Source organism: Escherichia sp. MOD1-EC6162 (genome assembly GCF_002965125.1).
Classification (GTDB): domain Bacteria; phylum Pseudomonadota; class Gammaproteobacteria; order Enterobacterales; family Enterobacteriaceae; genus Escherichia; species Escherichia marmotae.
Genome location: NZ_PTSB01000023.1, coordinates 53,395 through 67,979, shown reverse-complemented (window position 1 = coordinate 67,979; position 14,585 = coordinate 53,395). Strand labels below are relative to the sequence as shown.

The 14,585-nt window shown below is 52.4% G+C and carries 15 protein-coding genes; 11 read left to right on the top strand and 4 right to left on the bottom strand.

The window, feature by feature from the left end:
• Positions 1-247, bottom strand: a 247-nt coding sequence (locus tag A9587_RS17870; RefSeq protein WP_123057718.1) for a DcrB-related protein, incomplete at its 3' end; no start/stop codon positions are given.
• A gap of 758 nt (positions 248-1,005) precedes the next feature.
• Positions 1,006-1,212: a YbfA family protein gene (locus A9587_RS17865; RefSeq protein ID WP_000424791.1), complete on the bottom strand. Its 207-nt coding sequence runs from the start codon at positions 1,210-1,212 to the stop codon at positions 1,006-1,008.
• Between the two features lie 314 nt (positions 1,213-1,526).
• On the opposite strand from A9587_RS17865, the gene kdpF reads away from it, so the two are divergent.
• The 6 genes from kdpF to kdpE are packed head-to-tail and all read left to right on the top strand — an operon-like array spanning position 1,527 to position 9,292.
• Positions 1,527-1,616, top strand: a complete 90-nt coding sequence (gene kdpF, locus A9587_RS17860) for a K(+)-transporting ATPase subunit F (RefSeq protein ID WP_001272653.1) — start codon at positions 1,527-1,529, stop codon at positions 1,614-1,616.
• Positions 1,616-3,289, top strand: coding sequence for a potassium-transporting ATPase subunit KdpA (gene kdpA, locus A9587_RS17855; protein WP_000741116.1), 1,674 nt, complete (start codon positions 1,616-1,618; stop codon positions 3,287-3,289). Before kdpF ends, kdpA begins: the two co-directional genes overlap by 1 nt.
• A gap of 22 nt (positions 3,290-3,311) precedes the next feature.
• Positions 3,312-5,360 (top strand): potassium-transporting ATPase subunit KdpB, encoded by a 2,049-nt coding sequence (gene kdpB / locus A9587_RS17850; protein WP_016248469.1) that lies wholly within the window; start codon positions 3,312-3,314, stop codon positions 5,358-5,360.
• An 8-nt stretch (positions 5,361-5,368) separates the two neighbouring features.
• On the top strand, positions 5,369-5,941 hold the full coding sequence (gene kdpC / locus A9587_RS17845) for a K(+)-transporting ATPase subunit C (protein WP_001515981.1): 573 nt from the start codon (positions 5,369-5,371) through the stop codon (positions 5,939-5,941).
• A complete protein-coding gene (gene kdpD / locus A9587_RS17840) occupies positions 5,934-8,618 on the top strand; it encodes a two-component system sensor histidine kinase KdpD (protein WP_001515980.1) in 2,685 nt (894 codons plus the stop codon). Before kdpC ends, kdpD begins: the two co-directional genes overlap by 8 nt.
• A complete protein-coding gene (kdpE, locus tag A9587_RS17835; protein ID WP_000186070.1) occupies positions 8,615-9,292 on the top strand; it encodes a two-component system response regulator KdpE in 678 nt (225 codons plus the stop codon). Before kdpD ends, kdpE begins: the two co-directional genes overlap by 4 nt.
• Positions 9,293-9,455: 163 nt before the next feature.
• Here kdpE and pgm read toward each other — a convergent pair whose 3' ends face one another.
• Both pgm and seqA read right to left on the bottom strand, forming a co-directional pair.
• Positions 9,456-11,096, bottom strand: a complete 1,641-nt coding sequence (gene pgm, locus A9587_RS17830) for a phosphoglucomutase (alpha-D-glucose-1,6-bisphosphate-dependent) (RefSeq protein WP_010380767.1) — start codon at positions 11,094-11,096, stop codon at positions 9,456-9,458.
• 28 nt (positions 11,097-11,124) lie between these two features.
• Complete coding sequence (gene seqA / locus A9587_RS17825) at positions 11,125-11,670, bottom strand: replication initiation negative regulator SeqA (protein ID WP_001515978.1); 546 nt, start codon at positions 11,668-11,670, stop codon at positions 11,125-11,127.
• Positions 11,671-11,854: 184 nt separating this feature from the next.
• On the opposite strand from seqA, the gene ybfF reads away from it, so the two are divergent.
• The 5 genes from ybfF (at position 11,855) to fur (ending at position 14,509) form a co-directional block, all read left to right on the top strand.
• Entirely contained in the window at positions 11,855-12,619 is a 765-nt protein-coding gene (gene ybfF, locus A9587_RS17820) for an esterase (protein ID WP_001515977.1), read from the top strand.
• A gap of 139 nt (positions 12,620-12,758) precedes the next feature.
• Positions 12,759-13,052, top strand: a complete 294-nt coding sequence (ybfE, locus tag A9587_RS17815; RefSeq protein WP_001300829.1) for a LexA regulated protein — start codon at positions 12,759-12,761, stop codon at positions 13,050-13,052.
• Between the two features lie 191 nt (positions 13,053-13,243).
• Positions 13,244-13,774, top strand: a complete 531-nt coding sequence (gene fldA / locus A9587_RS17810) for a flavodoxin FldA (RefSeq protein WP_001515976.1) — start codon at positions 13,244-13,246, stop codon at positions 13,772-13,774.
• 209 nt (positions 13,775-13,983) lie between these two features.
• Entirely contained in the window at positions 13,984-14,070 is an 87-nt protein-coding gene (gene uof, locus A9587_RS17805; RefSeq protein ID WP_010380762.1) for a fur leader peptide, read from the top strand.
• Complete coding sequence (fur, locus tag A9587_RS17800) at positions 14,063-14,509, top strand: ferric iron uptake transcriptional regulator (protein WP_000131707.1); 447 nt, start codon at positions 14,063-14,065, stop codon at positions 14,507-14,509. The genes uof and fur overlap by 8 nt, the downstream gene beginning before the upstream one ends.
• The last annotated feature ends 76 nt before the right edge of the window (positions 14,510-14,585 follow it).

The following is a 14,585-nucleotide window of genomic DNA, read 5'->3' as shown; positions in this document are numbered from 1 at the left end:
CCTCAGCGTCATTAATCCCCACGCGGGTCACCTGCACGGGCGTGTGGTGCAGTTCCCTGACCTGCTTTTCTAACTTTTTCATTTGCTGTTCAACCTGAGAGGCTAATTCGTCTCCTTCCTGCATCTGACCCCGGCTGATAATGAGTGCGGCGTCGGGATTGCTGAGCCGCAACATATTAATGGTACTGTCCTGAATAATATTCCCGGTGAAAGTTATAACTGTCTCATTGAGGTAATATTCCGACATAATGGCATGAGTCCTTTTTAATAAACGAATTATTTTTTGATGGGTTTTTATTTATTTTTTAGTCATGAAGGTGACGTCTATTGCTGCTTTGTCGCTCATTTTTATCTTTCCAGCAATAATCAATAATAATATCAAATAATTATCAATAGTTATGACGACTGGAACGGATACATAGTTATATATTCGATAATTCAATTATATTCAGCGTGTAAATAAAACCACCAACAACAGACACGCTACCGCCTCCATATAAAAATGGATACCTTATAAAATTGAGTTCTTACATAGAAAAGGCTGAAATATTGTGTGTTTTTAATTATCAACTAAAAATACAATATCTTTTTATTAACACCAATACACCTTATCGCATTAGATTCATTAACAATGAATTATTCTTAATATATCAATAAAGTATATATTACTCTCTTTACTATCTACTTTTATTGAAGTAGCGATATTAATAGCAAAATTCGGAATTTATTTAGATGCTGGAGTGAGCAAAAGTGATAGCGACTTTCTCACTTTACACTGAAGTTACAGGAAAGAGTGTAATGGGGTATCCAACCTAACCAGAGATTTCTGACGATAGAGCCGCTTAGAGAGACAATGAGGATAACCGCATTCTGAGTTACCCTTTTAAAAGGGTACTAGCGAAACTTGAAGATAAAACAGTGATGAAATGAAGGCGTCATGAGATCCGTTGATACAGAACGCCTAAGCCAGCCCCGTATACAAGGCTGGCTTAAATGTGCTAGCAATCAGTAAAAATCACCGGTTGCCTTTTCGGCTTGATCCATCCACACCGGTTTATCGCTGGTTTTCGACCAGACGCGGTGCAGGTAGCTGTAAAAGCGGGCGCGGTCTTTCCAGAAAAGCATGAAAGGCAGCGCCAGAACGCCCGCTGCAACCGCATAAGTACGGCGTAAAAAGATAAGCCATGCAGGATATTCTTTATAGAGTTCCATACTTTTCTCCCCCTTTTTTGTATCTACCCGGTGAATGACACCGGAAAAATGAATTCGTTTATCTGATGAAAATAGTACCGCCTTTTGTGTAATTTTACTACTCATCCGACCACTTATTTTTGCTTATTGATGGTTTATTTACATTCACCGTGTAATTGAGTTACATAAAAGTTAAAATTATACTAACCATTAGTTAAATCATGGCTTTTGCCATTTTTATACTTTTTTTACACCCCGCCCGCAGATTTTTGCGAAATCTTTGCAGCCACAATTCTACCCTTCCGGTATCACTTTTAGGCCACTGGAGGTGCACTGTGAGTGCAGGCGTGATAACCGGCGTGTTGCTGGTGTTTTTATTACTGGGTTATCTGGTTTATGCCCTGATCAATGCGGAGGCGTTCTGATGGCTGCGCAAGGGTTCTTACTGATCGCCACGTTTTTACTGGTGCTGATGGTGCTGGCGCGCCCTTTAGGCAGCGGGCTGGCACGGCTGATTAATGATATTCCTCTTCCCGGTACGGCAGGCGTTGAACGCGTACTCTTTCGCGCACTTGGCGTCTCTGACCGTGAGATGAACTGGAAGCAGTATCTGTCTGCCATTCTCTGCCTGAACCTGCTGGGACTGGCGGTGCTGTTTTTCATGCTGGTCGGTCAGCACTATCTGCCGCTTAATCCGCAGCAACTGCCGGGTTTGTCGTGGGATCTGGCGCTGAATACTGCTGTCAGCTTTGTCACCAACACCAACTGGCAGTCTTACAGCGGCGAAACAACGTTGAGCTATTTCAGTCAGATGACGGGCTTAACGGTACAAAACTTTCTTTCTGCCGCCAGCGGGATTACGGTGATTTTCGCCCTCATCCGCGCGTTTACCCGCCAGAGCATGAGCACACTGGGCAATGCCTGGGTCGATCTGTTACGCATCACGTTATGGGTGTTAGCCCCAGTGGCGTTGTTGATCGCCCTGTTTTTTATTCAACAAGGTGCGCTGCAAAACTTTCTGCCTTATCAGGCTGTGACAACCGTTGAAGGGGCACAGCAATTGTTACCGATGGGGCCGGTGGCTTCTCAGGAAGCGATCAAGATGCTCGGTACTAATGGCGGTGGTTTCTTTAATGCCAACTCGTCGCATCCGTTTGAAAACCCGACCGCACTGACCAACTTCGTGCAAATGCTGGCGATCTTCTTGATCCCAACGGCGCTTTGCTTTGCCTTTGGCGAAGTGGCGGGCGATCGTCGTCAGGGGCGCATGTTGCTGTGGGCAATGTCGGTGATTTTTGTCATCTGCGTGGCCGTGGTGATGTGGGCAGAAATTCAGGGTAATCCTCATCTGTTGGCACTGGGCGCAGACAGCAGCATCAATATGGAAGGTAAAGAGAGCCGTTTTGGCGTACTGGTCAGTAGCCTGTTTGCGGTCGTGACTACGGCGGCTTCCTGCGGCGCAGTGATTGCGATGCATGATTCGTTTACCGCTCTCGGCGGCATGGTGCCGATGTGGTTGATGCAAATTGGTGAAGTGGTATTCGGCGGCGTGGGTTCTGGCCTTTACGGCATGATGCTGTTCGTCCTGCTGGCGGTGTTTATTGCCGGGCTGATGATTGGCCGCACGCCGGAATATCTGGGTAAAAAAATCGACGTGCGCGAGATGAAACTGACCGCGCTGGCGATTCTGGTTACCCCAACGCTGGTGCTGATGGGCGCGGCGCTGGCGATGATGACCGATGCCGGACGTAGCGCCATGCTCAACCCTGGCCCGCATGGTTTTAGCGAAGTGCTGTACGCCGTGTCGTCCGCCGCCAACAACAACGGCAGTGCCTTTGCCGGATTAAGCGCCAACTCACCGTTCTGGAACTGCTTACTGGCGTTCTGCATGTTTGTCGGGCGCTTCGGGGTGATTATCCCGGTGATGGCGATTGCCGGTTCGCTGGTGAGTAAAAAGAGCCAACCCGCCAGCTCCGGTACACTGCCAACGCACGGCCCGCTGTTTATTGGCCTGTTAATCGGCACCGTGTTGCTGGTTGGCGCACTGACCTTTATCCCTGCCCTGGCGCTTGGGCCGGTGGCGGAATATCTCTCCTGATGATATTGAGTGAGCACTGAATATGAGTCGTAAACAACTGGCGCTATTCGAACCAACACTTGTCGCCCAGGCGCTGAAAGAAGCGGTGAAAAAATTAAGTCCGCAGGCGCAATGGCGCAATCCGGTGATGTTTATCGTCTGGATCGGCAGTCTGCTGACCACCTTTATTAGTATCGCGATGGTGAGCGGTGCGATGCCCGGCAATGCGCTATTTAGCGCGGCAATTAGTGGCTGGCTTTGGGTCACCGTGCTGTTCGCCAATTTCGCAGAGGCGCTGGCGGAAGGCCGCAGTAAAGCGCAGGCCAACAGTCTGAAAGGGGTGAAAAAAACCGCCTTTGCTCGCAAGCTGCGCGAGCCGAAATATGGTGCTGTGGTAGACAAAGTTCCGGCCGATCAACTGCGTAAAGGCGACATCGTGCTGGTAGAAGCGGGCGATATTATCCCTTGCGATGGTGAAGTTATTGAAGGTGGCGCATCGGTCGATGAGAGCGCCATCACCGGGGAATCAGCACCGGTGATCCGTGAGTCCGGCGGCGATTTTGCCTCCGTCACTGGCGGCACGCGTATTCTTTCTGACTGGCTGGTAATTGAGTGCAGCGTTAACCCCGGCGAGACGTTTCTGGATCGGATGATCGCGATGGTGGAAGGCGCACAACGACGCAAAACGCCGAACGAGATTGCCCTGACCATTCTCCTGATTGCCCTGACCATCGTCTTTTTACTGGCAACCGCAACGCTATGGCCATTTACCGCCTGGGGCGGTAACGCAGTCAGCGTGACGGTACTGGTAGCGCTGCTGGTCTGTCTGATCCCAACAACTATCGGCGGCTTGCTGTCAGCTATCGGCGTCGCCGGGATGAGCCGGATGCTGGGCGCGAATGTGATCGCCACCAGCGGACGTGCAGTTGAAGCTGCGGGCGACGTGGACGTCCTGCTGCTGGATAAAACCGGCACCATCACCCTCGGTAACCGCCAGGCATCAGAGTTTATCCCCGCGCAGGGCGTGGAGGAAAAAACGCTGGCCGACGCCGCACAACTGGCTTCGCTGGCCGATGAAACGCCGGAAGGCCGCAGTATTGTGATCCTCGCCAAGCAGCGTTTTAACCTGCGCGAGCGCGATGTGCAGTCGCTCCATGCCACCTTTGTACCCTTTACTGCGCAAAGCCGGATGAGTGGGATCAACATTGATAACCGCATGATCCGTAAAGGTTCTGTCGATGCCATTCGCCGTCATGTCGAGGCTAACGGTAGCCACTTCCCTGCCGATGTCGACCAAAAAGTCGATCAGGTTGCGCGTCAGGGTGCCACGCCGCTGGTAGTGGTGGAAGGTTCTCGCGTGCTGGGCGTTATTGCGCTGAAAGATATCATCAAAGGTGGCATTAAAGAGCGTTTCGCCCAACTGCGCCAAATGGGCATTAAAACGGTGATGATTACCGGCGATAACCGTCTGACCGCCGCCGCCATTGCAGCGGAAGCGGGCGTCGACGATTTCCTTGCCGAAGCGACACCAGAGGCCAAGCTGGCGTTGATTCGTCAGTACCAGGCGGAAGGCCGTTTGGTGGCAATGACTGGCGACGGTACCAACGATGCCCCAGCGCTGGCGCAAGCCGACGTCGCGGTGGCGATGAACTCCGGCACTCAGGCGGCGAAAGAAGCGGGCAATATGGTGGATCTCGACTCCAATCCGACCAAGTTGATCGAGGTGGTGCATATTGGCAAACAGATGCTGATGACCCGTGGTTCGCTTACGACCTTCAGCATTGCCAACGATGTGGCGAAATACTTCGCCATTATTCCGGCGGCGTTCGCGGCAACGTATCCGCAGTTGAATGCGCTGAACATCATGCGCCTGCATTCGCCCGACTCCGCCATTCTCAGTGCAGTTATTTTCAATGCCTTGATTATCGTCTTTTTGATTCCCCTGGCATTAAAAGGCGTGAGTTATAAACCGCTTACCGCTTCTGCCATGTTGCGCCGTAACTTATGGATTTACGGTATGGGTGGGCTGCTGGTGCCGTTTATCGGTATCAAAGTCATTGATTTACTGCTGACCGTTTGCGGTCTGGTGTGAGGTTTACCATGCGTGGATTACGTCCGGCATTCTCGACTTTTCTCTTTCTGTTATTGATTACTGGCGGCGTTTACCCGCTGCTAACCACCCTGCTTGGGCAATGGTGGTTTCCCTGGCAGGCCAACGGTTCGTTGATCCGTGAAGGTGATACAGTGCGCGGTTCGGCATTAATCGGGCAGAATTTTACCGATAACGGCTATTTTCATGGCCGCCCGTCGGCAACGGCAGAAATGCCCTATAATCCACAGGCTTCTGGCGGGAGCAATCTGGCGGTCAGTAATCCGGCGCTGAATAAACAAATAGCTGCACGCGTTGCTGCTTTACGAGCCGCTAACCCGGATGCCAGCGCGAGCGTTCCGGTTGAACTGGTCACGGCTTCGGCAAGCGGGCTGGACAATAACATTACCCCGCAAGCGGCGACCTGGCAGATCCCACGGGTGGCGAAAGCGCGTAATCTCAGCGTTGAACAGCTCACACAACTGGTCGCAAAATACAGCCAACAACCGCTGGTGAAATATATCGGCCAGCCGGTCGTCAACATTGTCGAACTCAATCTGGCGCTGGATAAGCTTGATGAATAACGAACCCTTACGTCCCGACCCCGACCGTCTGCTGGAACAAACTGCCGCGCCGCATCGCGGAAAGCTAAAAGTTTTCTTCGGTGCCTGTGCGGGCGTCGGGAAAACCTGGGCGATGCTGGCGGAAGCCCAGCGACTGCGGGCGCAAGGGCTGGATATTGTGGTTGGCGTGGTAGAAACCCACGGGCGGAAAGATACCGCCGCAATGCTGGAAGGTCTGGCTGTTCTGCCACTGAAACGCCAGGCGTACCGTGGGCGGCATATCAGCGAGTTTGATCTCGATGCCGCCCTCGCCCGCCGTCCGGCGCTGATATTAATGGATGAACTGGCGCACAGTAATGCGCCAGGTTCCCGTCATCCTAAACGCTGGCAGGATATCGAAGAGCTACTGGAAGCAGGCATTGATGTTTTCACTACCGTCAACGTTCAGCATCTGGAAAGTCTGAACGATGTGGTCAGTGGCGTCACCGGAATTCAGGTACGGGAAACCGTGCCCGATCCTTTTTTCGATGCCGCCGACGACGTGGTGCTGGTGGACCTGCCTCCGGACGATCTGCGCCAGCGACTGAAAGAAGGCAAAGTCTATATTGCCGGGCAGGCTGAGCGCGCCATTGAACATTTTTTCCGCAAAGGCAATTTGATTGCCCTGCGCGAACTGGCGCTGCGCCGTACTGCCGATCGCGTAGATGAGCAAATGCGCGCCTGGCGGGGGAGTCCTGGCGAAGAGAAAGTCTGGCACACGCGCGACGCGATCCTTTTATGTATTGGGCATAATACGGGCAGCGAAAAACTGGTTCGGGCGGCGGCGCGGCTGGCGTCAAGGCTGGGGAGCGTCTGGCACGCTGTATATGTTGAAACCCCTGCCCTGCACCGCTTACCGGAGAAAAAACGTCGAGCCATTCTCAGCGCCTTGCGTCTGGCGCAGGAGTTAGGCGCAGAGACAGCAACACTTTCTGATCCGGCAGAAGAAAAAGCCGTAGTGCGTTATGCCCGGGAGCATAATCTCGGCAAGATAATTCTCGGTCGCCCGGCCTCGCGCCGCTGGTGGCGTCGGGAAACCTTTGCCGACCGACTGGCGCGCATCGCCCCCGACCTCGATCAGGTACTGGTCGCGCTTGATGAACCACCTGCGCGCACAATTAATAACGCGCCGGATAGCCGCTCTTTTAAAGACAAATGGCGGGTGCAAATTCAGGGCTGCGTGGTTGCCGCCGCGTTATGCGCCGTTATCACTTTAATTGCCATGCAGTGGCTGATGGCCTTCGATGCCGCTAACCTGGTGATGCTGTATCTGTTGGGCGTGGTGGTGGTGGCACTTTTTTATGGTCGCTGGCCTTCGGTGGTTGCCACCGTCATTAACGTGGTGAGTTTCGATCTCTTTTTTATCGCCCCACGCGGCACGCTCGCCGTCTCTGATGTGCAGTATCTGCTGACCTTCACGGTGATGTTAACCGTCGGGCTGGTGATCGGGAACCTTACCGCTGGCGTGCGTTACCAGGCGCGGGTAGCCCGTTACCGCGAGCAACGCACGCGACACTTATATGAAATGTCAAAAACGCTGGCGGTAGGCCGCAGTCCCCAGGATATCGCCGCCACCAGCGAGCAGTTTATTGCTTCTACTTTTCATGCCCGCAGTCAGGTGTTGTTACCTGATGACAACGGTATATTACTGCCGCTAACACATCCGCAGGGGATGACGCCGTGGGACGATGCTATCGCCCGCTGGAGCTTTGATAAAGGTCTGCCTGCGGGTGCGGGCACCGACACTTTACCCGGCGTGCCGTACCAGATTTTGCCGTTAAAAAGCGGCGAGAAAACCTACGGACTGGTGGTGGTGGAACCGGGAAATTTGCGCCAGTTGATGATCCCGGAACAACAGCGCCTGCTGGAAACGTTTACGCTGTTAGTGGCCAATGCTCTTGAGCGCCTGATGCTGACCGCCAGCGAAGAACAGGCGCGGATGGCCAGCGAGCGTGAACAGATCCGCAACGCGCTGCTGGCGGCGCTGTCTCACGATTTACGCACCCCGCTTACGGTGCTGTTTGGTCAGGCAGAAATCTTAACGCTTGATCTGGCAAGCGAAGGTTCTCCGCACGCTCGCCAGGCCAGCGAAATTCGCCAGCATGTGCTGAACACGACCCGACTGGTAAATAACTTGCTGGATATGGCGCGAATTCAGTCCGGCGGCTTTAATTTGAAGAAAGAGTGGTTAACGCTGGAAGAAGTCGTCGGCAGTGCGCTGCAAATGCTGGAGCCAGGTTTATCGTCACCCATCAACCTCTCTCTGCCTGAACCGCTGACCTTGATCCACGTCGACGGGCCACTGTTTGAGCGGGTGCTGATTAATCTGCTGGAGAATGCGGTGAAGTACGCGGGAACGCAGGCTGAAATTGGTATTGATGCCCATGTCGAGGGAGAGCAACTACAACTGGATGTCTGGGATAACGGCTCCGGTATTCCACAAGGTCAGGAACGGACGATTTTTGATAAATTTGCCCGCGGGAATAAAGAGTCAGCAGTGCCGGGCGTCGGGCTTGGGTTGGCAATTTGTCGGGCGATTGTAGAAATACACGGTGGTACGATCATCGCATTCAACCGACCGGAAGGTGGCGCTTGTTTTCGTGTTACACTTCCTCAGCAAACCGCTCCTGAACTTGAAGAATTTCATGAGGATATGTGACAAACGTTCTGATTGTTGAAGATGAACAGGCTATTCGTCGCTTTCTGCGCACAGCGCTGGAGGGCGACGGTATGCGCGTCTTTGAGGCCGAAACACTGCAACGTGGGCTGCTGGAGGCGGCAACCCGTAAGCCGGATTTGATTATTCTCGATCTCGGCCTGCCCGATGGCGATGGAATTGAGTTTATCCGCGACCTGCGCCAGTGGAGCGCGGTGCCGGTAATTGTGCTTTCCGCACGTAGCGAAGAGAGCGACAAAATCGCCGCGCTGGATGCCGGAGCTGATGATTACCTGAGTAAACCGTTTGGCATTGGTGAATTGCAGGCTCGTCTACGCGTCGCGTTACGCCGCCACTCCGCCACCGCCGCGCCCGATCCGGTGGTGACATTTTCCGATGTGACCGTTGATTTGGCCGCCCGCGTGATCCATCGCGGCGAGGAAGAAGTGCATTTGACGCCGATAGAGTTCCGCCTGCTGGCTGTGTTGCTCAACAACGCCGGGAAAGTGCTTACCCAGCGCCAGTTACTCAACCAGGTATGGGGGCCAAATGCGGTCGAACACAGTCACTATTTGCGGATTTATATGGGGCATCTGCGACAAAAACTGGAACAAGACCCGGCCCGACCTCGCCATTTCATTACTGAAACCGGTATTGGGTATCGGTTTATGCTTTAGGGTGTTATTTGTCTGATGCGGCGAAAACGCCTTGTCCAGCCTACAAAATAGTGAAAATTCAATATATTGCACCATTCTCGTAGGCCTGATAAGCGTAGCGCATCAGGCGGTCATAAGTAAAAAAGGGCGATCTTCCGACCGCCCTTTTTTTTACTTTATATGATTACGCGTTTTTCAGAACTTCGCTAACAATCTCAACCGCCTCTTTCTCGATCTGCTTACGATGTGCTTCGCCAAGGAAGCTTTCGCAGTAGATCTTGTATGCGTCTTCCGTGCCTGACGGACGCGCGGCGAACCAGCCGTTGTCGGTCATCACTTTCAAACCACCGATAGAAGCACCGTTGCCCGGCGCAGCGGTCAGACGCGCGGTGATTGGGTCGCCTGCCAGAGTGCTGGCGCTCACCATTTCCGGAGACAGCTTAGACAGCGCCGCTTTCTGTGCGGAGGTTGCTGCTGCCTGCAAACGGTTGTAGCTCGGCGCACCAAAGCGTTTTGCCAGCTCGTTGTAGTGTTCCTGCGGGTTTTTGCCGGTGACGGCAGTAATTTCCGCCGCCAGCAGACACATAATGATGCCGTCTTTATCAGTTGACCACGGCGTACCGTCGAAACGCAGGAACGAAGCGCCCGCGCTCTCTTCGCCGCCAAAGCCGAAGCTGCCGTCAAACAGACCATCCACAAACCATTTGAAACCTACCGGTACTTCTACCAGCTTGCGACCCAGGTCATTGACCACACGGTCGATCATCGCAGAAGAAACCAGCGTTTTACCGACGGCAACATCTTTGCCCCACTGCGGACGATGCTGGAACAAGTAATTGATCGCTACTGCCAGGTAGTGGTTCGGATTCATCAAACCTGCCGGAGTAACGATGCCGTGACGGTCATAATCCGGATCGTTAGCAAACGCCAGATCGAACTTATCACGCAGTGCCAGCAGACCCGCCATCGCACACTCAGAGGAGCAGTCCATACGGATCGCGCCGTCTTTGTCGAGGTGCATAAAGCGGAAAGTCTGATCGACCTGATCGTTAACGATGGTCAGGTTGAGATTGTAATACTCGCCAATGCGCTTCCAGTATTCGATACCGGAACCACCCAACGGATCGACACCCAGCGTCAGGCCAGCCTTCTGAATCGCCGCCATATCGACGATATCGGCCAGGCCTTCCACGAACGGTTGCACCAGATCTTGTTCTTTCACATGACCGGATGCCATCGCTTCGTCAAGGGAGATACGCTTCACATCTTTCAGGCCATCGGCCAGCAGTGCGTTGGCCCTGTCTTCCACCACTTTGGTGACGTTGGTATCAGCCGGGCCACCATTTGGCGGATTGTATTTGATACCACCATCTTCCGGCGGGTTATGGGACGGCGTAATCACGATACCATCTGCCAGCGGGCCACCTTTTTTGTTGTGAACCAGAATGGCATTGGAAACGGCAGGTGTCGGAGTGAAGCCATTATTTTCCTGCACAATGACATCAACCCCGTTTGCTGCCAGCACTTCCAGCACGGAAATGAATGCAGGTTCGGACAAGGCGTGAGTATCTTTACCCACATAGCAAGGGCCAGTGATGCCGTTTTTCGCACGTTCTTCGGCAATCGCTTGAGCGATCGCCAGAATGTGCGGCTCGTTAAAGCTGTGGCGCGCTGCACTGCCACGGTGACCGGAAGTACCGAATTTCACCGCGTGCTCCGCATTCCCTGCTTCTGGTTTCAGTACATAATATTGCGCCGTCAGTTGGGCGACATTAATCAAATCACTCTGTTGTGCAGGCTGGCCTGCACGATTGTGGATTGCCATTGCTTTGTCCTTTATCTGCAACGTTGTTTTAAATTGTCCCGCAAACCTTCTCAATCAATTCCGCCGGGAATTGCATCGACTGCATGATGTGTTCAATCATGCTGCATTTACGGCCAGTGTTAGTGTTGGTGATCACCCAATACGGCGTGCCTGGCACGTGTTTCGGCTTGGTCTGATTACCATTTTTCAGCAGCGTCTGTTCATCTGCCGCAAAGTAAACGCGCGTGCGACCGTGCAACGATTCCGTTGCTTCGGCAAACGCCTGGGCGTCAAGAGAATATAGTGTAGACAACAGCAGCATAAAGCGGTTGACCGCACGCTTCTGCTCTGCGTATTCATCGGAAAGCAGAAGTTCACGCATTGCGCGTACTTTGTCTTTAATCGTTTTGATCGGCTTCGCTTCGACGATAGCAGGCGACGCAATGCGAACCTCTTTCGTCACCGGAGCAGCAGGCTGTGATGCGGCGGAAAACTTCAACATACGCCGTAAAATGTCGGATGCGCTCTCGCCGATATGCTTAGTGTGGCTGGCAATATAGCTGTAGAGTTCATCATCAACTTCAATCGTTTTCATCTTAATCCAGTGCGGTGTCTTAGCTGAATACAAGTCGCCAGGAGTATATGAATAAATCCCGGCAGCGGATAGCGTCAAGCCTGGCTTGCAGAAAAACTCGGATTAAACCTTATTTGTTGCAGCCCTGTGGCACAATGGTCAACATAATACCCTAACCCGACTTCGCGAAAAAAAGAACTTTGCCATGAAATTGAATATCCGCGCGCAATCTACACAAAATCAGCACAATAATTCTCCCATCGTCCTTGTTCATGGTCTGTTTGGTAGTCTCGACAACCTCGGCGTGCTGGCACGCGACCTGGTGAGCGACCACGATATCATCCAGGTGGATATGCGTAACCACGGACTTTCACCGCGCGATCCTGTGATGAATTATCCGGCGATGGCGCAGGATCTGCTGGATACGCTGGATGCGCAGCAGATCGATAAGGCGACATTTATTGGCCACTCAATGGGCGGCAAAGCAGTAATGGCGCTCACCGCGCTGGCCCCCGATCGCATCGATAAACTGGTGGCAATCGATATTGCGCCCGTCGATTATCACGTGCGCCGTCATGATGAGATTTTCGCGGCCATCAACGCGGTCAGCGAATCTGACGCCCAAACACGTCAACAGGCAGCGACGGTGATGCGTCAGCATCTGAATGAAGAAGGGGTGATTCAGTTTCTGTTGAAATCCTACGTTGACGGCGAATGGCGTTTTAACGTGCCGGTGTTGTGGGATCAGTATCCGCATATTGTGGGTTGGGAGAAAATCCCGGCGTGGGATCACCCCGCCCTATTTATCCCCGGTGGTAATTCGCCGTATGTTACTGAACAATATCGTGATGATTTACTGGCGCAATTTCCGCAGGCACGGGCGCATGTGATTGCAGGTGCGGGTCACTGGGTACACGCAGAAAAACCTGATGCAGTGCTGCGCGCCATCCGCCGCTATCTCAATGATTAATGCAACTGATTAAAAACCCAGCGTCTGCGTCGCTTTCCGCGCGTGGGCGTTGGCGTGACTCATCGCGCTGATGTATTATGGCGCGCTATCCATCCGGGCAGACGCCTGGCTGATTGTTTCCCCCGAAGTCACCAAGATCATGGCCAAAGAACAAACGGACCGTACGACATTAGATCTGTTCGCGCACGAGCGTCGACCGGGACGACCGAAAACCAATCCGCTTTCGCGCGATGAACAGCTGCGTATTAATAAACGCAACCAGCTAAAACGCGACAAAGTACGTGGTCTTAAGCGTGTCGAACTGAAGCTGAATGCAGAAGCTGTCGAGGCGCTGAACGAGCTGGCAGAGTCGCGTAATATGAGCCGTAGCGAACTGATCGAAGAGATGTTGATGCAACAACTCGCGGCGCTGCGTAGTCAGGGCATCGTCTGATCCCATCCTTTACTCAAATAATTCGGGTTACAGCCCATGTAACTTGAAGTTGGACAAAAAAATCGTGTAGCACAGTGTGCAGTCCTGCGAGTTTGCTGATTCCGCAAGACTGCCTGTTCTGCTATGATTGCCTTTATCCGTGGGCAATTTGCCACCCCCATTTCAATAAGTTTCAAGAGGTTATTTCACTCATGGCTATCACTGGCATCTTTTTCGGCAGCGACACCGGTAATACCGAAAATATCGCAAAAATGATTCAAAAACAGCTTGGTAAAGACGTTGCCGATGTCCATGACATTGCAAAAAGCAGCAAAGAAGATCTGGAAGCTTATGACATTCTGCTGCTGGGCATCCCAACCTGGTACTACGGCGAAGCGCAGTGTGACTGGGACGACTTCTTCCCGACTCTCGAAGAGATTGATTTCAATGGTAAACTGGTTGCACTGTTTGGCTGTGGCGACCAGGAAGATTACGCAGAATATTTCTGCGACGCGTTAGGCACTATCCGTGACATCATCGAACCACGTGGTGCTACCATCGTTGGTCACTGGCCAACTGCGGGCTACCATTTCGAAGCCTCAAAAGGTCTGGCGGATGACAACCACTTTGTCGGTCTGGCTATCGACGAAGACCGTCAGCCGGAACTGACCGCCGAACGCGTGGAAAAATGGGTGAAACAAATTTCTGAAGAGCTGCATCTCGACGAAATTATCAACGCCTGATGTGATGCGGCGTAGACTCATGTCTACGCCGTATTAATAGATAATGCCAATCAAAATAATTGCTACAAATTTGTAACTTTTGCCGTTGTACCTGTACAATGTTCCAGTGTTGAAGTGGCCTTACCGATGTAAATGTAAGCTAAGCCACGTTTTTATTAACAATATTTGCCAGGGACTTGTAGTTTTCATTTAGGCATGGCAATTCTATAATGATACGCATTATCTCAAGAGCAAATTCTGTCACTTCTTTTAATGAAGTGAATCGCTTAGTAACAGGACAGATTCCGCATGACTGATAACAATACCGCCCTAAAGAAAGCTGGCCTGAAAGTAACGCTTCCACGCTTAAAAATCCTGGAAGTTCTTCAGGAGCCGGACAACCATCACGTCAGTGCGGAAGATTTGTATAAACGTCTGATCGATATGGGTGAAGAAATTGGTCTGGCTACCGTATATCGCGTACTGAACCAGTTTGACGACGCCGGTATCGTCACCCGCCACAATTTTGAAGGCGGTAAATCCGTATTTGAACTGACCCAGCAACATCACCACGATCACCTGATCTGCCTCGATTGCGGCAAGGTTATCGAATTTAGTGATGAATCTATCGAAGCGCGTCAGCGTGAAATTGCCGCAAAACACGGCATTCGCCTGACTAACCATAGTCTCTATCTTTACGGTCACTGCGCCGAAGGCGATTGCCGCGAAGATGAGCACGCGCACGAAGGCAATTAAGTCAGCCTGAACGAGAAAAAGCCAACCTGCGGGTTGGCTTTTTTATAAAGAGAAATAAGAAAAGCGAGAGTTACAG